Source organism: Nocardioides sp. (assembly GCF_036274455.1).
Classification (GTDB): domain Bacteria; phylum Actinomycetota; class Actinomycetes; order Propionibacteriales; family Nocardioidaceae; genus Nocardioides.
Window position 1 is genome coordinate 39,937 of sequence record NZ_DASUFR010000076.1, and the last position, 21,247, is coordinate 61,183.

15 protein-coding genes are annotated in these 21,247 nt (G+C 72.2%); 9 read left to right on the top strand and 6 right to left on the bottom strand.

The annotated features are described in order from the left end of the window. Position 1 precedes the first annotated feature (1 nt). A complete protein-coding gene (locus VFV89_RS07185) occupies positions 2-1,183 on the bottom strand; it encodes a PQQ-dependent sugar dehydrogenase (protein WP_329705234.1) in 1,182 nt (393 codons plus the stop codon). Between the two features lie 23 nt (positions 1,184-1,206). Here VFV89_RS07185 and paaK point away from each other — a divergent pair, with 23 nt between their 5' ends. Beyond that, positions 1,207-2,499 (top strand): phenylacetate--CoA ligase PaaK, encoded by a 1,293-nt coding sequence (gene paaK / locus VFV89_RS07190; protein WP_329705235.1) that lies wholly within the window; start codon positions 1,207-1,209, stop codon positions 2,497-2,499. Positions 2,500-2,607: 108 nt separating this feature from the next. On the opposite strand, the gene VFV89_RS07195 is transcribed toward paaK, so the two are convergent. Further along, positions 2,608-3,240, bottom strand: coding sequence for a hypothetical protein (locus tag VFV89_RS07195; protein ID WP_329705236.1), 633 nt, complete (start codon positions 3,238-3,240; stop codon positions 2,608-2,610). Positions 3,241-3,482: 242 nt separating this feature from the next. On the opposite strand from VFV89_RS07195, the gene VFV89_RS07200 reads away from it, so the two are divergent. Beyond that, positions 3,483-3,869, top strand: a complete 387-nt coding sequence (locus tag VFV89_RS07200) for a hypothetical protein (protein WP_329705237.1) — start codon at positions 3,483-3,485, stop codon at positions 3,867-3,869. 3 nt (positions 3,870-3,872) lie between these two features. Then, positions 3,873-5,168 (top strand): hypothetical protein, encoded by a 1,296-nt coding sequence (locus tag VFV89_RS07205; protein WP_329705238.1) that lies wholly within the window; start codon positions 3,873-3,875, stop codon positions 5,166-5,168. Positions 5,169-5,292: 124 nt separating this feature from the next. Here the strand turns inward: VFV89_RS07205 and paaZ are convergent, their stop codons facing one another. Next, positions 5,293-7,335: a phenylacetic acid degradation bifunctional protein PaaZ gene (gene paaZ / locus VFV89_RS07210; protein ID WP_329705239.1), complete on the bottom strand. Its 2,043-nt coding sequence runs from the start codon at positions 7,333-7,335 to the stop codon at positions 5,293-5,295. A 605-nt stretch (positions 7,336-7,940) separates the two neighbouring features. On the opposite strand from paaZ, the gene fdh reads away from it, so the two are divergent. Genes fdh through treZ form a run of 6 tightly spaced genes read left to right on the top strand, consistent with a single transcriptional unit; the run spans position 7,941 to position 18,089 of the window. After that, positions 7,941-11,210 (top strand): formate dehydrogenase, encoded by a 3,270-nt coding sequence (gene fdh / locus VFV89_RS07215; RefSeq protein ID WP_329705240.1) that lies wholly within the window; start codon positions 7,941-7,943, stop codon positions 11,208-11,210. After that, positions 11,207-12,157: a 4Fe-4S dicluster domain-containing protein gene (locus tag VFV89_RS07220; protein ID WP_329705241.1), complete on the top strand. Its 951-nt coding sequence runs from the start codon at positions 11,207-11,209 to the stop codon at positions 12,155-12,157. The genes fdh and VFV89_RS07220 overlap by 4 nt, the downstream gene beginning before the upstream one ends. Continuing rightward, a complete protein-coding gene (gene nrfD / locus VFV89_RS07225; protein WP_329705242.1) occupies positions 12,154-13,110 on the top strand; it encodes an NrfD/PsrC family molybdoenzyme membrane anchor subunit in 957 nt (318 codons plus the stop codon). The genes VFV89_RS07220 and nrfD overlap by 4 nt, the downstream gene beginning before the upstream one ends. Then, the gene (gene selD, locus VFV89_RS07230; protein WP_329705243.1) at positions 13,107-14,108 is read left to right on the top strand and encodes a selenide, water dikinase SelD; all 1,002 of its coding nucleotides are present in this window, start codon (positions 13,107-13,109) and stop codon (positions 14,106-14,108) included. The genes nrfD and selD overlap by 4 nt, the downstream gene beginning before the upstream one ends. Positions 14,109-14,127: 19 nt before the next feature. Further along, the gene (gene treY, locus VFV89_RS07235) at positions 14,128-16,332 is read left to right on the top strand and encodes a malto-oligosyltrehalose synthase (protein ID WP_329705244.1); all 2,205 of its coding nucleotides are present in this window, start codon (positions 14,128-14,130) and stop codon (positions 16,330-16,332) included. Further along, a complete protein-coding gene (treZ, locus tag VFV89_RS07240; protein ID WP_329705245.1) occupies positions 16,329-18,089 on the top strand; it encodes a malto-oligosyltrehalose trehalohydrolase in 1,761 nt (586 codons plus the stop codon). The genes treY and treZ overlap by 4 nt, the downstream gene beginning before the upstream one ends. 13 nt (positions 18,090-18,102) lie before the next feature. Here treZ and VFV89_RS07245 read toward each other — a convergent pair whose 3' ends face one another. The 3 genes from VFV89_RS07245 to VFV89_RS07255 form a co-directional block, all read right to left on the bottom strand. Then, complete coding sequence (locus VFV89_RS07245; protein WP_329705246.1) at positions 18,103-19,683, bottom strand: NAD(P)/FAD-dependent oxidoreductase; 1,581 nt, start codon at positions 19,681-19,683, stop codon at positions 18,103-18,105. Positions 19,684-19,698: 15 nt separating this feature from the next. Continuing rightward, positions 19,699-20,145: an SRPBCC family protein gene (locus VFV89_RS07250; protein ID WP_329705247.1), complete on the bottom strand. Its 447-nt coding sequence runs from the start codon at positions 20,143-20,145 to the stop codon at positions 19,699-19,701. A gap of 144 nt (positions 20,146-20,289) precedes the next feature. Beyond that, positions 20,290-21,240, bottom strand: coding sequence for a TIGR03557 family F420-dependent LLM class oxidoreductase (locus tag VFV89_RS07255; protein WP_329705248.1), 951 nt, complete (start codon positions 21,238-21,240; stop codon positions 20,290-20,292). Between the last annotated feature and the right edge of the window lie 7 nt (positions 21,241-21,247).

Here is a 21,247-nt window from a genome sequence, read left to right on the forward strand (position 1 = left end):
GTCACAGCGTGACCCGGAGGATCCGGTCGTCGCCGGGCCGTGGGGTGGTGCGGCCGTCGCGGTTCGACGTGGTCACCCACAGTGATCCGTCCGGGGCGAGCGCCACGGACCGGAGCCGGCCGTGGTCGCCGGCGAAGTGCTGCCTGGTCCTGCCGCGGTCGGGTCCGTCGAGCACGACCGACCACACGCACTCACCCTGGAGGGCGCCGAGCCAGGCCCGGCCGGCGGCGATGGCGATGCCGCTGGGGGAGCACTCGTCGACCGGCCACTGGGCCAGCGGGTCGGCGTACCCACCCGGGCCGTCGGCGCCCTCGACGTAGGGCCAGCCGTAGTCCTTGCCGCGGCGGAGGAGGTTGAGCTCGTCGGCGCCCTTGTCGCCGAACTCCGAGGCCCAGAGGCGGCCCCGCTCGTCGAACCGGATGCCCTCGACGTTGCGGTGGCCGTAGGTCCACACCTCGTTGCCGAACGGGTTCCCGCGCCCCGGCTTGCCCGCGTCGGTCAGCCGGAGCACCTTGCCGTTGAGGGACCGCTTGTCCGGGGCACTCGCGGTGTTCTCCGCGTCCCCGGTCGAGGCGTAGAGCATCCCGTCGGGTCCGAAGACCAGGCCGCCGCCGTTGTGGTGGGTCGAGGTGGCGATGCCGGTCAGGATCGGCTCGGGCCGGCCGAGGCCTCCGTCGTAGGTCATCCGGACGATACGGTTGTCGTCGTCGGTCGACAGGTAGGCGTAGAGCAGGCCGTTGGTCGCGAAGTCGGGGTGCAGGGCCAGCCCGAGCAGCCCGGTCTCGCCGCCCTCGTCGACCCGGGACCGTACGTCGAGGTGCCCGACGACCTTCTTGCGCCCCTGGCTCACGACGTAGAGGGCGCCGGTGTCGCGTGCGCCGACGAGCGCCGATCCGTCGGGGAGGAAGGCGATGCCCCACGGCACCGGGATCCCGTCCACGACGGTGTCGGCGATCCTCGGGCGGACCGCGGTGCCCGTGCTGGTCGATGGGGCAGCGGTCGTGGGGGTCGCGGGCGTGGAGGGAGCCGTCGTGGTCGGAGGTGGCGTTGCGGAGCCGGTCGGGGGAGCGGAGGAGCGCCGACCGGGGGTGGCGGAGTCGTCGCCGCTGCACGCCGCCAGCGCCAGCAGCGAGGCCCCTGCACCGCCGCGCAGCAGGCCACGTCGACTCGTGCGCGCGCCCATGGGCCGAGCGTAGGTTGCCCATCATGGACACCGAGGAGCTCGAACCCATCGAGACCGCCTCGCTGGACGAGCTGCGGGCCCTGCAGACCGAGCGCCTGGGGGCGACTCTCCAGCACACCTACGCGAACGTGCCGCACTACCGGAAGGCGTGGGACGCGGCGGGCATCCACCCCGACGACATCCGCGATCTCTCGGACCTGGCGCGGCTGCCCTTCACGAGCAAGGCCGACCTGCGGGACAACTACCCGTTCGGGATGTTCGCGGTGCCGCGCGAGCAGGTGGTGCGCATCCACGCGTCGAGCGGCACGACCGGCCAGCCCACCGTGGTGGGCTACACCGCCGAGGACGTCGACATGTGGGCCACGGTGATGGCCCGCAGCATCCGTGCAGCGGGTGGACGTCCCGGGGACGTGCTGCACAACGCCTACGGCTACGGGCTGTTCACCGGTGGTCTCGGCGCGCACTACGGGGCGGAGAAGCTGGGCTGCACCGTGGTGCCGGTCTCGGGCGGGATGACCGAGCGCCAGGTCCGGCTGATCACCGACTTCGGGCCGCGGATCATCATGGTGACGCCGTCGTACATGCTCGCGATCGTCGACGAGATGCGCCGCCAGGGGCTCGACCCGAAGGAGTCGTCGCTGCAGATCGGGATCTTCGGGGCCGAGCCGTGGACCGACCAGATGCGCGCGGAGATGGAGGAGATCCTCGGCATCGAGGCGGTCGACATCTACGGCCTGTCCGAGGTGATCGGCCCCGGAGTCGCCCAGGAGTGCGTGGAGACCAAGGACGGGCTCCACGTCTGGGAGGACCACTTCTACCCTGAGGTGGTCGACCCCGTGACCGGTGAGGTCCTGCCCGACGGGGAGAAGGGCGAGCTGGTGTTCACCTCGCTGACCAAGCAGGCGATGCCGGTGATCCGCTATCGGACCCGCGACCTGACCCGGTTGCTGCCGGGGACCGCGCGGACCATGCGCCGGATGGAGAAGGTCACCGGCCGCACCGACGACATGATCATCCTGCGCGGGGTCAATCTCTTCCCCACCCAGATCGAGGAGCTGCTGCTGACGCTGCCCGCGCTGTCCCCGCACTTCCAGTGCGTGCTGCGGCGGCCGGGGACACTCGACGAGATGTCGGTGCGCGTGGAACGTCGCGACGACGCCTCTCCCGACGACGGCGCTGCCGCCGGCGCCGAGCTCCAGCGCATGGTCAAGGCCGGCATCGGCGTCACGGTCGCCGTCGAGGTCGTCGACCCGGACGGCATCGAGCGTTCGGTCGGCAAGATGCGCCGGATCGTCGACGAGCGCCCTCCTCGGTGACCGGCCCCGTCGCTTGTAACTGACTGTTCGGTCTTCTTCCATGCGGATACAACCGCATGCCAGATGCCCGGACGGTCAGTTACAAGCGGGGCGCGGGTCGAGGGAAGATCAGGCGATCCAAGCGAACGTGGCCAGCACCGATGCGATGAGCTCGGGGTTGGTGGCGGCGTTCCTCTTGTCGAGGATGAAGTCGAGGCCGACATTGCGATCGTTGCGCACCGTGGTGATGGTGTCGTACTCCGAACGGTCGCCCGGCACCGTGTAGTGGATGTGGAAGGCGGCGACGCCGTCGAGCTGGACGTCGGGCAGCCGGCTGGCTCGAGCGCCCTCGGGCAGGTTCTTCAGCGCGCTCTGGGCCTGGACGTCGAGCGGAGCGCCACCGCTGATGTCGCCGCTGTCGACCAGGTTGACCGAGTTGCGGTGGGTCCGGTCGGTCGCCGCCGAGGCGTAGTCGACGAGGTCGTCCATGTGCTTCCAGCCGAGCGGCGCCCGGATCGTCGAGGACGCCTCGGTGAGCTGGATCCCGGCCGCCGGGGTGATCGAGGGGGCCGACGGGCTGGTCTCCGCCGGGCTGGTCTGCTGCGTGGGGCTGCTCGTGGGGGCCGGCGAAGTGCCAGCGGTTGGCGTGCCGGACGGGTCCGGGTCGGAGCCGCCGCAGCCGGCCGCGCCGGTGAGCAGCACGGCGGAGAGGAGTGCGGCGGCCGGGGCCGCGCCGACGGCGTACCGGCGTGTCCGAGTCACGTGGTCCTCCTGATCAGGGCCTGGTCCGCGGGCAGCGCCGGGGCACGCAGGGGACCCGGTTCCACCGCGGTTCACCGTAGCGCGGTGCCCGGAAGGGACGGACGACGTGCGGCTGAGGGGAACCCGTGATGGAATCTGCGCGTCGTTTGGTTTGTCTTGACCGCGCCGGGGTAGCAGTCCCGTACCCGGCACACGAACTCTCGGGAGCGACGAACATGGTCCTTCTTGACACCGCAGGAGCGGTGGCTGCGCTGCCCTCCCTCGGCATCTCCGAGGAGCTGGCCGGCGACCTGAAGAAATTCCTCACCTCGAGCGCCGGCGAGCTGCAGGACTCGACCCCGGAGCAAACCGGTTCTCACGCGTTCGGCACCTCGCCCGCCAGCCTCCAGTGCGCGAGCGACGCCGCCAAGGCCCGCACCCACGTCGCGAAGGCGATCACCGACATGGCCGCCGGGCTCGTGGGCTACGAGCAGGTCGTCACCGACCTCTACAAGAACGTCCACGAGGTCGACGACGTCGCCCAGGCCGACCTCGTGAAGAAGGCCGCCCAGGCCAACGCGTGCGTGGCGCCCTCGTTCGCCTCGCCCAGCGCGTGCACGCTGCCCGGCAGCAGCACGGAGGATCGCTGACCGATGCTCGGACCCAAGCAGCAGCTCCTGGCGTCCTACATCGCCAGCGCGGACGACACCTCCCTCGACGGTGCCAGCACCCAGTGGAAGACCGGTGAGGGGCTGCTGCGCCGGCTGGCCACCGAGCTCGACACCAAGGCCCAGAACATCGGCAAGGACGAGCGGTTCAGCGGCGAGTCCGCCCAGGCCGCCAGCCAGGCGTTCACCAAGTCAGCGAAGAAGATGAACGACCGCGCCGACGAGATGCGCGACGGTGCTGGCGCCTTCACCGCGGCGGCGCACGCCGTACGCCAGGCCAAGAAGGCGAGCGGCGGCTTCTCGAAGCACTCCGGGGAGCAGCCACCCCAGCAGCCGCCGGACCTCAACGACGTCAAGGCCCAGAAGGACTGGAAGACGCAGAACAACACCTTCTGGCACAATTACAACAGCCGCGAGGGCGACGCCGCGGACGCGATCACGGCGCTGCAGGACAACCACCGGACGCAGGCCGCGGTGTTCGCGAAGATCCACGGCGAGACGCCGCCCCCGCCGCCCGGCGGTGGCGGCGGCACCAACAACCCGATCCGGCCGGGCACCCCCTACACCCCCACCCACGTGCCGGACCACCCCGTCGGGACCGGACACGTCACCGACCCGTCCAGCCACGGCAACCACGACACTCCCGCCGGCGGCATCGACCACCCGCCGGTGGTCGATCCGCCGCCGTGGGACCCGCCGACGCACACCCAGCTGCCCCCGGGCACGCCGGGCGTTCCGCAGGGCCCCCACCCGACCACGCCGCTGCCCGGCGGGACCTTCCCCGGCGGGACGCTGCCCGGCGCCGGCCCCGGCGGCATCGGTGGTGGACCTTCGGCGATAGGTGGGATCGGCGCGGTGGCCGGAGGCGCGCTCGGTGGGGCGGCGGCAGCCGGACTGGCCGGCGGCCTCGGCGGCGGGATCAACGGCCTGGTGCCCATGGGCGGTGCCAGCGGCATCCGGGGTGGCCTCTCCGCCAGTGGTGTCCGTGGCATCGGTGCCACCTCACGCGTCGGTGCCGGCTCGGTCCTCGGCCGGGGTGGCACTGCCAGCGGCCGTGCAGGCGCCGGCGGCATGTCCACCCGCAGCGGCGGTCGTAGCGGGAGCCGGTCGGCCGGCACCCGCGGTTCCCGTGGCCGCTCCGGCGGACGTGGCGCAGGCGCCGGAGCCGGCTCGGGCCGCGGCGGCAAGGACAAGAAGCGCCACGGCGAGGAGCGCGACCTCTTCGACGACGGCAGCGACTGGATCGACGACGAGGACGCCGCCCCGGGCGTGCTGGATTAGCTGGGGTCCGGGTCGTCGTTCGTGGCACCGGGTCGGGCCGGGTCCGGGGGCTGTCCCCCGGAGCCTCCCCGTCCCCGTCCCGCTGACGATGCCGGAACGAAGACCCAGACCCAACCCCACAACCTCAGGCTGGTGGCGGCCACTCCTTGGCGACGAGGGTGAGGACGTCGTAGGTGGCGACCGGGTCGCCGGCCTCGTTGGTGACGACGGCGTCCCAGCGGACCTCGCCGTAGTCGGCACTGGTGCGCGGGGTGATCTGCTTGACGGTCAGTGTCACCGCGATGGCGTCGTCGGCCTTGACCGGGGTCAGGAAGCGCAGGTTGTCGACGCCGAAGTTGGCGAGCACCGGACCCGGGTCGGGGTCGACGAACAGCCCGGCCGCCAGGGAGACGACCAGGTAGCCGTGGGCCACGATGCCGCCGAAGAGCGGGTTCTTGGCGGCCGCCTCGGGGTCGGTGTGGGCGTAGAACGTGTCGCCGGTGAACTCCGCGAAGTGGTCGATGTCGGCGAGCGAGACCCGACGCGGCGCGGAGGCGATGGTGTCGCCGACGCGCAGCTCGGCCAGGCTCTTGCGGAACGGGTGCACACCGTCGTCACGACGCTCGGAGCCGGTGGTCCACCGGCCGGTGATCGCGGTGAGCATGTCGGGTGAGCCCTGGATCGCGGTTCGCTGCATGTGGTGCAGCACGCCCCGCACCCCGCCGAGCTCCTCGCCACCGCCGGCCCGGCCGGGGCCGCCGTGGACGAGCACTGGGAGCGGCGAGCCGTGGCCGGTGTTCTCGGCCGCGTCGTCGCGGTCGAGGACGAGGATCCGGCCGTGGTACGGCGCCAGCCCGAGCACCAGCCGCCGGGCCACGTCACGGTCGTGGGTGACCACCGAGCCGGCCAGGCTGCCCTTGCCCTGCGCGGCCAGCGCGACCGCGTCCTCGACATCGTCGTAGGCGATGAGGGTGCTGACCGGGCCGAACGCCTCCACGTCGTGCGGCTCGACCGCGCCGTCGGCCGCCTGGAGCAGGACCGGCGAGATGAAGGCACCGCGCTCGCCGTCGGCGTCGACCACGTCGACGTGGTCCGGGTCGCCGTACACGACCTCGGCCGAGGCGCGCAGGGACTGGATCGCCTTCCGCACCTCCTCGCGCTGGTCGAGGCTCACCAGCGCACCCATCCGCACCTCGTCGGAGCGTGGGTTGCCCACGGTGGTCCTCTCGAGCCGGGCCACGATGGCGTCGGCAACCGCGTCGAGCCGGTCGCGAGGCACGATGACGCGCCGGATCGCGGTGCACTTCTGGCCCGCCTTGACCGTCATCTCGGTGACCACGCCCTTGACGAACAGGTCGAGCTCCGGGTCGTCGGCGGTGACGTCCGGGCCGAGGATCGAGCAGTTGAGCGAGTCGGCCTCGACGTTGAGCTCGACGCCGCCGTGCAGCACGTTGGTGTGGTTGCGCAGCAGCCCGGCGGTGTGCGCGGAACCGGTGAACGCGACCTGGTCCTGGACGGTCAGCTCGTCGAGCAGCCCCTGCGGGCTGCCACAGAGCAGCTGCAGCGTCCCCTCGGGGAGGAGCCCGGACTCGATGATCCGGCGTACGACGGCCTGGGTGAGGTAGGCCGTCTGGGCCGCCGGCTTCACGATCGACGGCACGCCGGCCAGGAACGCCGGGGCGAGCTTCTCCAGCATCCCCCAGACCGGGAAGTTGAAGGCGTTGATCTGCACCGCGACACCGGGTCGCGAGGTGTAGACGTGCTGGCCCAGGAACGTGCCGCCCCGGCCGAGCCGCTCGGGGCCGCCGTCGAGGTAGACGGTGTCGTTGGGCATCTCGCGGGTGCCCTTGCTGGCGATGGAGAAGACGGTCCCGATGCCGCCGTCGATGTCCACCGCAGAGTCGCGCGTGGTCGCCCCGGTCGCGTAGGAGAGGTCGTAGAAGACGTCCTTGTGCTCGGTCAGGTCCTTCGCCATCGCCTTGAGCAGCCCCGCCCGCTCGTGGAAGGTGAGCTCGCGCAACGCCGGGCCGCCGACCGTGCGGGCGTGGTGGACCATCGCGCCGAGGTCGAGGCCAGTGGAGCTGATCCGCGCGACCTCCTCGCCGGTGCTCGCGTCGAGCAGCGGGCGACCCTCGTCGGTAGCGGTGAACCAACGTCCGGCGGCATAGCTCTCGAGCTGTCGAGTCATGCCTCCACGCTAGAGCCGACCGATCGGTCAGTAAATCCGGCCTGGCGCCGGTGGCTGAGGTATGAGGCCGTTCACGGTCGAGCCTCGAAGCCTCCGCAGGGTGGGCGCCCGGGCAAGTCCCAGCGCCGGGTCGCCGGGCTTCGAGGCTCGGCGCTGGGGCGCCTCGCACCTCAGCCACCGTGGTGGGCCGTCGCTGGTCGAGCCTGTCGAGACCTCCGCAGGGTAGGCACCCGCGTAGGTCCCGGCCCCGGGTCACCGGGCTTCGAGGCTCGGCGCTGGGGCGCCTCGCACCTCAGCCACCGTGCTGGTCGAGCTTGTCGAGACCTCCGCAGGGCAGCACCCGCGTAGGTCCCGGCCCCGGGTCACCGGGCTTCGAGGCTCGGCGCTGGGGCGCCTCGCACCTCAGCCACCGTGGTGGGCCGCCGCTGGTCGAGCCTGTCGAGACCTCCGCAGGGTAGGCACCCGCTCGACCTCCGCTGGTCGAGCCTGTCGAGACCTCCGCAGCGATGGCACCCGCGCAAACCTCAGCCATCGTGGCAGGTTCGGTGCAGCAAGTCGCGCCGGAGCAGCCGTTTTGTCTTCCATGGCGTGGATACCGACGGCCCGTGGTGGAGTTCCTGGGGTGGCCGCTGGTGCGGCAGGTCACCGGGCGGGACCGCCTTGGCCGCGGCAGTGCGGTGCAGTCGCAGCGCAGCAGGACCCTCGAGCCGCGCACCGTCACCGCCGACCGGGTCGTCGACTCGGTCTGCCCCTTCTGCGCGGTCGGGTGCGCGCAGAAGGTCTTCGTCAAGGACGAGAAGGTCATCCAGATCGAGGGCAATCCGGCCAGCCCGATCTCGCGCGGGCGGCTGTGTCCGAAGGGAAGCGCCAGCAAGCAGCTGGTCACCTCGCAGACCCGCGTGACCAAGGTCCGCTACCGGCGGCCATACGGCACCGACTGGGAGGACCTCGACCTCGACACCGCGATGGACATGATCGCGGACCGGGTCATCAAGACCCGCAGGGACTACTGGCAGTGGGAGTCCGAGGGGCACCGCACCCGCCGGACCATGGGCATCGCCAGCCTCGGAGGAGCGACCCTCGACAACGAGGAGAACTACCTCATGAAGAAGCTCTACACGGCGATGGGTGCGATCCAGATCGAGAACCAGGCGCGGATATGACACTCCTCCACGGTCCCCGGTCTGGGGACCTCGTTCGGCCGTGGTGGCGCAACGACCAACCTGATGGACCTGCAGAACGCTGACTGCATCCTGATCGAGGGCTCCAACATGGCCGAGGCCCACCCGGTGGGTTTCCAGTGGGTGGTGGAGGCCAAGCGACGCGGTGCCACGGTGATCCACGTCGACCCGCGCTTCACCCGGACCTCCGCGCTGGCCGACGTGCATGTCCCGATCCGGGCCGGGTCCGACATCGCCTGGCTCGGCGGGCTGGTCAACCACGTGCTCCAGCACGACCTCGACTTCCGCGAGTACGTCGTCGCCTACACCAATGCTGCCAACATCATCGACGGCGAGTTCAAGGACACCGAGGACCTCGACGGACTCTTCTCCGGCTTCGACCCCGAGACCGGCCACTACGACCCGCTCAGCTGGCACTACGAGCCTCCCGAGGAGCTGTCCGAGGACGACCGCCGGCACCTGCGCGAGGTCGAGGAGGACCGGGCCTCCGAGTCGTCGGGTGAGGGCCACAAGAAGTCGCACCAGGCGGCCCGGTCGGAGAGCCACGGCTCCGGAGGCGCCCCGGTGCTCTGGAAGGGGCGCCGCGACGAGACCCTCCAGCACCCGCGCTGCGTCTTCCAGCTCCTCAAGCGGCACTTCGCCCGCTACACCCCGGAGCTCGTGCAGGAGGTCTGCGGCATCGAGCCGGAACAGCTCCGCCGGGTGGCCGACGCGCTCACCGGCAACAGCGGCCGCGAGCGGACCACGGCCTTCTGCTACGCCGTCGGCTGGACCCACCACACCACCGGGGCACAGATGATCCGCGCTGCCGCGATCCTGCAGACACTGCTCGGCAACATCGGCCGGCCCGGTGGCGGCATCCTCGCCCTGCGCGGCCACGCCAGCATCCAGGGGTCGACCGACATCCCGACCCTGTTCAACATCCTCCCCGGCTACCTGCCGATGCCCCAGACGTCGCACCAGAGCCTCGACGAGTGGGTCGAGGCCGACGAGGGCGCGGCCGGCTTCTGGGGCAACGTGCGCCCCTACGCCGTGAGCCTGCTGAAGTCCTACTGGGGCGACGCGGCCACCGCCGGCAACGACTTCTGCTTCGACTACCTGCCCCGCGTCACCGGCGACCACTCGACCTACAGCACCGTGAAGTCCCAGATCGAGGGTGGCTGCAAGGGCTACTTCCTGGTCGGCGAGAACCCCGCCGTCGGGTCCGCCAACGGCAAGATGCAGCGGCTGGGGCTCGCCAACCTCGACTGGCTGGTCGTCCGCGACCTGCAGATGATCGAGTCCGCGACGTTCTGGCAGGACGGGCCCGAGATCGAGACTGGCGAGCTGGTCACGGAGGAGATCGGCACCGAGGTCTTCTTCCTGCCCGCCGCCTCGCACGTCGAGAAGGCCGGCTCCTTCACCCAGACCCAGCGGATGCTGCAGTGGCGCGACAAGGCGGTCGAGCCACCGGGCGACGCGCGCAGCGAGCTGTGGTTCTACGTCGAGCTGGGCAACCGGATCCGGGCCAGGCTGGCCGGATCGAGCGACGAGATGGACCGCCCGCTGCTCGACCTCGCCTGGGACTACCCCTACGACGAGCAGGGCGAGCCGAGCGGTGAGCAGGTGCTCCGCGAGATCAACGGGACCGGGCCGGACGGCGCGGCGTTGTCGGCGTACACCGATCTGAAGGCCGACGGTACGACGGCCTGCGGGTGCTGGATCTACTGCGGCGTCTACGCCGGCGAGCACAACCACGCCCGGGACCGGACGCCGCACTGGGAGCAGGACGTGGTCGCCTCGGAATGGGGCTGGGTGTGGCCGGCGAACCGGCGGATCCTCTACAACCGCGCCTCGGCGGCGCCCGACGGGACGCCGTGGAGCGAGCGGAAGAAGTACGTGTGGTGGGACGCCGACGCCGACGACGGCAAGGGCCGCTGGGTCGGCCGCGACGTCCCGGACTTCATCCCCGACCGCGCGCCGGACTTCGTCCCCGAGCCCGGCGCCAACGGACCCGACGCGATCGGTGGCCAGGACCCGTTCATCATGCAGACCGACGGCAAGGCGTGGCTCTTCGCGCCGGTGGGGTTGGCCGACGGGCCGATGCCGACGCACTACGAGCCGCCCGAGTCGCCGGTGCGCAACCCGCTCTACGGGCAGCAGAACAACCCGAGTCGGCGCAAGCTCGACCATCCCGTGAACGCGATCAACCCGAGCTGGAGCGAGGTCTTCCCCTATGTGTTCACCAGCTACCGGCTCACCGAGCACCACACCGCCGGCGCGATGAGCCGGACCCTGCCCTACCTCACCGAGCTGCAGCCGGAGCCGTTCTGCGAGGTGTCGCCCCGGCTGGCAGCGGAGAGAGGCCTCGAGCACCTCGGCTGGGCCACCATCGTCACCAACCGGACCGCGATCGAGGCCCGGGTGCTCGTCACCGACCGGCTCCGCTCGTTGCGGCTCGGGGACCGCTGGGTGGAGCAGGTGGGACTGCCCTACCACTGGGGCCGCAACGGCATCACCCAGGGCGACTCGCCCAACGACCTGGTCAACATCACCATGGACCCCAACGTCTACATCCAGGACAAGGTCGGCACCTGCGACATCCGGCCCGGGCGCCGGCCGCGCGGCGCCGCGCTGATGGCGTACGTCGAGGGCTACCGCCGCCGCTCGGGCATCGACCTCGCGCACCCCGAGGACGGAGGCGCGGACCGATGAGCCTCTTCTCCGACATCTTCTCCGAGGGCCGGCTGTGGGGTCGGCTCGACGACGTGACCGGCGACGCCGGCTACGACGAGCACCCGCCGCGGATGGGCTTCTTCACCGACACCTCGGTCTGCATCGGCTGCAAGGCCTGCGAGGTCGCGTGCAAGGAGTGGAACGAGGTCCCGGACGACGGCTACCTGTTGACCGGGATGTCCTACGACAACACCGGTGCGCTCGGGGCCAGCACCTGGCGGCACGTCGCGTTCGTCGAGAAACCCTTCGAGACGGTCGCAGACCGACCTCCTCAGGGACCACCGGTCACGGACCTGGGGATGCCCGGGGTCGGTCCGCCCGCCCGCGAGGACACCGCGGCCGAGTCCGGGGACGGCGCGATGCGCTGGCTGATGTCGTCCGACGTGTGCAAGCACTGCACCCACGCCGGCTGCCTCGACGTCTGCCCGACCGGTGCACTGTTCCGCACCGAGTTCGGCACCGTCGTGGTCCAGCCCGACGTCTGCAACGGCTGCGGCTACTGCGTCGCGGCGTGCCCCTACGGCGTGATCGACCTGCGCGAGGGCGACGGCCGCGCGTTCAAGTGCACGCTCTGCTACGACCGGCTCAAGGAGGGGCAGACCCCTGCGTGCGCGCAGGCGTGCCCGACCGAGTCGATCCAGTTCGGCGAGGTCAGCGAGCTGCGCCTGCGCGCCGCGAACCGGCTGCAGGAGCTCGAGGACCAGGGCGTCGACGTGGCCCGGCTCTACGGCGCGGACCCCGACGACGGCGTCGGCGGCGACGGCGCCTTCTTCCTGCTCCTCGACGAACCCGAGGTCTACGGCCTGCCGCCCGACCCCGTCGTCCCGACCCGGTCGCTCGCCTCGGTCTGGAAGCACGTCGGGTACGCCGCGGCGACGGTGGCCGGGATCGGTGTCGCGTCGTTCCTCGGGAGGCGGCGTCCGTGAGCGGGGCAGCGAGCGGGCGCGGCGAGGCCGCGATGGTCCCCCAGGTGGATTTCGAGTCCTACTACGGGCGCCAGATCATCAAGACCCCGACGTGGAAGACCCCGGACGTCCCGCTCTACCTGTTCCTCGGCGGTCTGGCCGGTGCCTCTGCGGTGCTGGCCGAAGGGGCGTCCCTGCGCGACCTGCCGAGGCTGGAGACGGTGGCGCGGGGCGCCGCCGCGAGCGGCGCCGGGCTCGGCACCGTCTTCCTCGTCCACGACCTGGGCCGGCCCGAGAGGTTCCTCAACATGCTGCGCGTGTTCAAGCCGACCTCGCCGCTCTCGGTCGGGTCGTTCATCCTGGCGCCGTTCTCGCCGCTCGCGATCATCGCCTTCGGCTCGAAGCTCACCGGATGGTTCCCGCGGCTGGGCCGGCTGGCCGGCGTCGGCGCCGCCGCGTTCGGGCCGGCGCTCGCGACGTACACAGCGGCCCTGCTCGGCAACACGGTGGTGCCGGCCTGGCACGAGGCGCACCGCGAGCTGCCGTTCGTCTTCGGCGGGTCCGGCGCGCAGGCGGCCGGTGGCGTGGCGATGCTGCTGGTGCCGATCGACCAGGCCGGGCCGGCGCGCCGGCTGGCCCTGATGGGGGCCGCGGTCGAGATCGTCGCCGCGGAGTCGATCCTGCGGCAGCGCGGCCTCGCGGCCGAGCCGTATGAGACCGGCCGACCCGGCCGGCTGATGCGGGTCGCCAGGTCTGCCACCACCCTGGCCAGCGTCGCGACCGTCCTGGGCGGCCGCCGTTCGCGCGTGCTGTCCGCGCTGGCCGGGGCGACCTACGTCGCCGCGTCGGTCACGACCCGGTTCGGGATCTTCGAGGCGGGGCTCGCCTCCGCGCGCGACCCGAAGTACACCGTCGTGCCGCAGCGTGAACGGCTCAGGCAGCGTCAGGATGCGTCGGCCAAGATGACCACGTGACCTCCTCGCCCGACGTCGCGCAGCTTCGCCTCACCCAGTACGCCGCGGGAGGTGGTTGTGCCTGCAAGGTCCCTCCCGGAGAGCTGGAGCGGGTGCTCGGCGACCTCTTGCCGGCCTCCGGGCCGGACCTGCTGGTCGGCGTCGAGACCGGCGACGACGCCGCCGTGGTGCGCGTCGACGGTGACCGCGCCGTCGTGCTGACGACCGACTTCTTCACGCCGGTGGTGGACGACCCCTTCGACTGGGGCCGGATCGCGGCGGCCAACGCGCTCAGCGACGTCTACGCGATGGGCGGCGAGCCACTCGTCGCCGTCAACCTGCTGGGGTGGCCGCGCGACCGGATCCCCTTCGACGTGGCGGCCGAGGTGCTCCGGGGCGGAGCCACGGTGGCCGCGGCGGCAGGCTGCCACCTGGCCGGAGGGCACAGCATCGACGACCCCGAGCCGAAGTACGGCCTGGCGGTCACCGGGGTGGCTGACCCCGGCCGCCTGCTGCGCAACGACACTGGCCGGCCGGGCGTGCCGCTCACGCTCACCAAGCCGCTCGGCGTGGGCGTGCTCAACAACCGGCACAAGGCCACCGGCGAGGTGTTCCCCGAGGCGATCGAGTCGATGACCGCGCTGAACCGCGACGCCTCGCGGGCCGCGCTGGCCGCCGGCGTCACCTGCGCGACCGACGTGACCGGCTTCGGCCTCCTCGGTCACCTGCACAAGCTGTGCCGGGCCAGCGGCGTGACCGCCGTGGTCGACTCCTCGGCGGTGCCCTACCTGCCCGCCGCCAGGGAGTCGTACGCCGAGGGGTACGTGCCCGGCGGCAGCCGCCGCAACCTCGACTGGGTGCGCCCGCACGTCGACTCCGGGGTCGACGAGGACGAGCTGGTGCTGCTGGCCGATGCGCAGACCTCCGGTGGCCTGCTGGTCGCCGGCGAGCTGCCCGGCCACCCCGTGATCGGCGAGCTCGTCCCCGCGGAGGCCGGCGTCACGATCCGAGTGCGGTGAAGGCGGGTACAGGCTCGACGTGAACCCTCGCCGCGTCCCCCGGAGCACCTACCGGCTCCAGCTGACCTCGGACTTCGACCTGTTCGAGGCCGCACGGCGGCTGCCGTACCTGCACGAGCTCGGCGTCGACTGGGTCTACCTCTCGCCGCTGCTGGCGGCGGAGGCCGGCAGCGACCACGGCTACGACGTGGCGGTGCATACCCGGGAGGACCCGGAGCGGGGCGGGTCCTCCGGCCTCGAGGCGCTCGCGTCGGTGGCCCACGGCCTGGACATGGGAGTCCTGGTCGACATCGTCCCCAACCACGTCGGGGTGGCGAACCCGCGACCGGCCACGTGGTGGTGGGACGTCCTCGAGCACGGGCCCGGCTCGCGGTTCGCGTCGTACTTCGACATCGACTGGGAGGCCGGCGGCGGTCGCCTGCTGCTGCCCGTGGTCGGCGACGGCGACGAGGGCTCGGTCGAGGTCCTTCCCGAGGAGCGCGCGGTCGTCTACCACGACCTGCGGCTGCCGATGGCGCCCGGCTCGACCGACCTCGCGGCACAGCACTACGAGCTCGTGTCGTGGCGGCGCGGCGACAGCGAGCTGAACTACCGGCGGTTCTTCACCGTCACGACGCTTGCCGGGCTGCGGGTGGAGGACCCGGAGGTCTTCGAGGACTCGCATGGGGAGATCCGGCGCTGGTTCGAGGTCGGCCTGGTCGACGGGCTGCGGGTCGACCACCCGGACGGGCTGCGCGACCCGGGCGACTACCTCGACCGGCTGGCCAAGCTGACCGACGGGTCCTACGTCGTGGTCGAGAAGATCCTGGAGCCGGGCGAGTCGCTGCCCTCGACCTGGGCCACCGCCGGCACCACCGGCTACGACGTCCTCGCCCTGGTCGACCGGGTGCTCACCGACCCCGGCGGCGAGGCCGAGCTCGACGACGTGTCGGGTTCGGTCGACTTCGCCGCGCTGAGCCACGACACCAAGCGGTCCGTGGCCGACGGGTCGCTCCAGGCGGAGGTGCGCCGGATCGTCCGGGAGCTGCCGCCGGACGGCCTCCCCGACGACCTCGTGCGCGACGCGGTGGCGGAGCTGCTGGCCTGCTTCCCGGTCTATCGCTCCTACCTGCCGTTGGGGGTCGAGCACCTGGTGCTCGCCTTCGCGACGGCGCGGGCCCGCCGGCCCGACCTGCTGGTGGGGCTGGACGCACTGGAGCCGGTCCTGTCGGACCCGGCCCAGCCCGCGGCTCTGCGGTTCCAGCAGACCAGCGGGATGGTCATGGCCAAGGGCGTGGAGGACTGCGCCTTCTACCGGCACTCCCGGCTCACCTCGCTCAACGAGGTCGGCGGCGACCCCGGCGTCTTCTCCCTCTCGGTCGAGGAGTTCCACGAGGCGATGGTGCGCCGGCAGGCCGGGTGGCCGGACGCGATGACCGCACTGTCGACCCACGACACCAAGCGCAGCGAGGACGTGCGGGCCCGGCTCGCGGTGCTGGCCGAGGTGCCGTCGCCGTGGGCGGCGGCGCTGGAGCTCTTCCTCCGGCAGGCACCACTGCCCGACCCGGTCTTCGGGAACCTCCTGTGGCAGGCCGCCGTCGGGGCCTGGCCCATCTCCCGCGAGCGGCTGCACGCCTACGCCGAGAAGGCGATGCGTGAGGCGGGCGACCACACGACATGGACCGACCCGGACGAGGACTACGAGCGCGCGGTGCACGCCGCGGTCGACGCGGCGTACGACGACGAGGCGGTCGGCAGGACCATCGCCGAGGTCGTGGGGCTCGTCGAGGGGCCGGGCCGCAGCAACTCGCTCTCCGCCAAGCTGCTGTCGCTGACGCTGCCCGGGGTGCCGGACGTCTACCAGGGCAGCGAGCTCGGCGACCTGAGCCTGGTCGACCCCGACAACCGGCGTCCGGTGGACTTCGACGAGGCCGAGGCGAGCCTGGCCAGGGGTGACAACCCCAAGCAGGCGCTGACCGCGCGGGCGCTGCGGCTGCGGCGGGACCGGCCCGAGCTGTTCACGTCCTACGCACCGTTGAGTGCCGACGGCGAGGCGGCCGAGCACGTGCTCGCCTTCGACCGCGGCGGCGCGGTCACGGTGGTGACCAGGCTGCCGCTGGGGCTGGCCCGGAAGGGCGGCTGGGGCGACACGACGCTGGCCCTGACCGACGGGAGCAGCCGCCGGGTGGCTGACCTGCTCGGTGACCAGCCTGCCGTCGTGCTCGTCCCGGAGGACCTCTCGTGAGCTCTCCACAGCGCGGCCCGTTCGACGTCTGGGCGCCGCGTGCCTCCCGGATGCGACTGTCCGTGGGCGATGCGATCCTCGACATGGTCCGTGGCGATGACGACTGGTGGACGCCGGCGGACCACGACCTGGCGCTCTCTCGGGAGGAGACCGACTACGGCTACCTGATCGACGACTCGGACACATCGCGACCCGACCCGCGGTCGCGGCGTCAGCCGGCGGGCGTCCACCAGCGCTCGCGAACCTACGACGCGTCCCGCTTCACGTGGACCGACGACGCGTGGACCGGCCGCCAGCTCGCCGGCTCGATGATCTATGAGCTACACGTCGGCACGTTCACCCCGGAGGGCACCTTCGACGCCGCGCTGACCCGCCTCGACCACCTGCGCAGCATCGGGGTGGACTTCGTGGAGCTGATGCCGGTCAACGCCGTCAACGGCACCCATAACTGGGGCTACGACGGGGTGCTCTGGTACGCCGTGCACGAGCCGTACGGCGGACCGGAGGGCTACCAGCGGTTCGTCGACGGCTGCCACGCGGCGGGCCTGGGCGTGATCCAGGACGTGGTCTACAACCACCTCGGCCCGTCGGGGAACTACCTGCCCGAGTTCGGGCCCTACCTCAAGGAGGGCGCGAACACCTGGGGCGACCTGGTCAACCTCGACGGCGACGGCGCGGCCGAGGTCCGTCGCTACATCCTCGACAACGCGCTGATGTGGCTGGCGGACTACCACGTGGACGGTCTGCGGCTGGACGCGGTGCACGCCCTCGAGGACGGCTCGAAGCCGCACCTGCTGGAGGAGCTCGCGGTGGAGGTGGCCGCGCTGTCGGCACACCTGCGTCGCCCGCTCGTCCTCGTCGCCGAGTCCGACCTCAACGACCCGGTCCTGGTGACGCCGCGGGAGGCGGGCGGCTTCGGGCTCGATGCGCAGTGGAGCGACGACTTCCACCACGCCCTGCACGTCGCCCTCACCGGCGAGACACACGGCTACTACGCGGACTTCGAGCCGCTCGGGGCGCTGGCCAAGGTGTGCGAGCGCGGCTTCTTCCACGACGGGACCTACTCGTCGTTCCGTGGCCGCGACCACGGTGTCCCCGTCGATACCCGGGCGATGCCGGCCTGGCGGCTGGTCGTGGCCAGCCAGAACCACGACCAGGTCGGCAACCGGGCCACGGGCGACCGGATCACCGAGTCGCTCGACGAGGACCAGCTGGCCTGCGCCGCCATGGTCACCCTGTGCGCGCCGTTCACGCCGATGCTGTTCCAGGGGGAGGAGTGGGCGGCGTCCACGCCGTTCCAGTTCTTCACCTCCCACCCGGAGGAGGAGCTGGGCCGCGCCACCGCCGAGGGCCGGATCGAGGAGTTCGCCCGGCACGGCTGGGACCGCGACGCCGTGCCCGACCCCCAGGACCCGGCGACCTTCGAGCGGTCGAAGCTGGACTGGTCGGAGCTCGAGTCGCGCCGCGGCCAGCGGATGCTCGCGTTCTACCGGGACCTGGCCCGGCTCCGGCGCGAGTTCCCGCAGCTCACCGACCCGTCCTTCGCGGGCGTGGCCTGCCGGGCCGACGAGGCCGCGCGGTTCTTCACGATGCAGCGAGGACGGCTGCTGGTGCTCGTCAACTTCGGGGACCAGCCGATGGCCGCCGAGCTGGGCGACGTCGAGGTGCTCTTCGAGACCGCGTCCGGGGTGGACAGCCACCACCGGGTGCTGCGGGTGCCGCCGCACGCCGGGGCCCTCGTCCGGCTGCCGGCCTGACCGCGCGACGGGGTCAGGGGCGGCGCAGCCGGAGCCGATCGTGCAGCACCGCGGCCCGCGCGGCATTGCTCCCGGCGGCTCCGTGGACACCGCCGCCCGGGTGCGCGGAGGCCGAGCCGAGGTAGAGGCCGCCGATGCCCGTCTCGGCACGGCCGAGCCCTGGGACCGGGCGGAAGACCAGCTCCTGGTGCAGCTGCGAGGTGCCACCGCCGACGGCACCGCCGACCAGGTTCGCGTTGCGAGCCTCGAGCTCGCGCGGGCCCAGCACCCGGCGGGCCAGGACGGTGCTGCCGAAGCCCGGAGCCAGCCGCTCGATCCGGGCCTGCATCCGATCGGCGAACCGCTCGCAGTCGTCGTGGTCCCAGATCCCTCGCACGTCACCCCCGCCGGCGTCGGTCCGCGTCTCCTGGGGGACATGGGTGTATGCCCAGAACGACTCGGTTCCCGCGGGCGAGCGCGTCGGATCGGTCGTGGTCATCTGCCCGGCGAGCATGAACGGCGCCGCCGGGACGGCACCCGCCTGCACCTGGCCCAGCGCCTCCTGCATCTGGCCGATCGAGTCGGCGACGTGGACCGTGCCCGGAGCGTGGGCCGGCTCGGTCAGCCAGGGGATCGGCGCGTTGAGCGCCCAGTCGACCTTCACGGTGCCCGGGTCCATCTCGAACCGCTCCATGCCGCGGGCCACCCGAGGGGGTACGTCGTCCGGGTGCAGCAGCCGGCCGAACAGGTGGGGCGCCACGACGTCGGCGACCACGGCACGCCGGGCCCGGACCCGTCGGGTCGACGTCCGGACGCCGGTGGCGCGGCCCCCGGCCACGTCGATCCCGATCACCTCCGCGTCGCAGCGGAGCTCGCCTCCGCGATCGGTGAACCGCCTGCCGAGGGCGTCGGCGAGCCGGCCCGCACCGCCCTGCGGCACCGGGTAGCCCACGGTCTGGCCGAGCATGGTCATCAGCAGCCCGAGCAGCCCCGAGCCGGGGGCGTCGAGGGGGATGTCGGCGTGCCCGGCGTTGCCGGCGAGCAGGATCCCCGGGCCGACGCCCGCGAAGCGGTTGCGGCCGAGCTCGGCGGCCGGAGTGAGCAGGTCGCGGACGAACGCCAGCCCCCCGACCCGGCGCAGCCGGGCCAGCAGGGACAGCGCCGGCCGGACCGGAGGGAACGGTCGCAGCAACGCACCCAGGAGCTGGTCGCCGATCGTGTCCCACTGGGCGCAGAGCTCGAGCCAGGCCGCGCCGTCGCCGGGGTGCTGGGCGTCGGCGAGCCGCGCGGTCACCTCGCGGTCGCGGTGCAGGAGGGCCCAACTCCCGTCGGTGAAGGGGTGGCCCAGAACCGCCGGGGCGTGCCGCCACGTGAGCCCGTGCTCCTCCAGCCCCAGCGACCGGACGGTGGGCGAGGCGGCCGCGAGCGGGTAGAAGGCGCTGAACGTGTCGTGCACGAAGCCGGGCTGCACGTCCTCGGCGCTGGCCACCGCACCGCCGATCGCGGGCTGCGCCTCGAGCACGAGCACCGACCAGCCATGGTCGGCCAACAGGTTCGCCGCCACCAGTCCGTTGGGGCCGGCCCCGATGACGACGGCGTCGTAGTCGGACCTCACCTGCGGTTCACGGGCTCACGCGGCCCGGGTGGCGCGCCGTTCGACGAGGAAGGCGAGCCGGCGCAGGCTCTCCACGTTGCGCCAGGTCAGCAACGGGTCCTGGGCCACGCGCGGCACCAGTGCCCCCGGCCCTGAGACGGCCTGCTCCTCCATCACGACCTCAGTATCGGCGCCCTTGGGGCGAAGCGTGATCGCGACGTCGGCCCGGCCGGCGGGCCAGGCGTGTGCGTTCAGCTTCAGCCGCGCACCGGGCACGCTCTCCTCGACCTCGGTGCGGTCGTCCAGGGTCAGCGGCCAGGTACCGACCGAGTGGTGCAGCCGGGTGCCCGGCGCCGGCCACCCGTCGTCGACCTCCCGCATCCGTGTCGCCCCCACCACCCAGAGGGGGTAGAGCCAGCCGTCGGCCAGCACGTCCCAGATCTGCTCGGGCGTCGCCCGCATCACTCGCGTCGTGGTGCTCATGAGGAGGGGGTAACCCGGCGGCCGCCGGGTATTCGGCTGGGGCGAGTTTGGGGGGTTGGGGCTGGGTCTGCGTTTGTCGCACCCCGGTCGGCCCGCCGTCCGCCGGCCCGCTGACGGAGCGACGAACGAAGACCCGGCCAACCCTCACCCACGCAGCTGGGGCAGGACGTCGCGTCCGTACGCCTCGATCATCGCGAGGTAGTGGGGGCCCATGTTGGCGACGTAGACCTCGTCATAGCCCGCGTCGACATAGCTCCGCATCTGCTCGACGTGCGCGTCGAGGTCGTTGCCGGCCACGATGCTCTCGGCGGTCGACTCGCGGGTGACCAGCTGCGCGGCCTGCTCGAAGTGCTTCGGGCTGGGTAGGACCTGGGACAGCTCGCCGGGCAGCCCGGAGTTGGCCCAGAGCCGGTGGGCGTGGTCGATGCCCTCGTCCTTCGAGTCGGCCCAGGCGACCTTGACCCCGCCCTGGCAGGGCTTGCCGCCCGACTTCTCCTTGAACTCCCGGACCGTGTCGGCGTCGTCGGAGGTGTTGATGAACCCGTCGCCGATCCGGGCGGCCACCTCGAGGGCCTTGGGGCCGAACGCCGAGACGTACACCGGGACCGGCTCGTCGGGCAGGGTGTAGATCCGGGCGGTGTCGAGGTCGTAGTGTTCGCCCCGGACCGTCACCACCTCACCGGACCAGAGCCGGCGCATGAGCTCCACCGCCTCCTCGAGCATCTCGAGGCGGATGTCCTCCGAGGGCCACGCGTCGCCGAGGACGTGCTCGTTGAGGGCCTCGCCGGTGCCGACCCCGAGCACGAACTTCCCCTGCAGCTGGACCGCGGCGGTCGCGGCCGCCTGGGCGACGATCGCGGGGTGGACCCGGGTGGTCGGGCACGTCACCGCCGTGGTCACGGGCAGCGAGCAGGCCTGGGACAGCGCGCCGATCATGCCCCAGACGAACGGGCTCTCACCCTGCTCGTCGTTCCAGGGGTGGAAGTGGTCGCTGATCCAGATCCCGTCGAAGCCGGCCTTCTCCGCGGCGACCGCCTGCTCGATCAGCTCGGCGGGGGAGTACTCCTCACAGGACAGGAAGTATCCGAAGCGCATGCGAGAC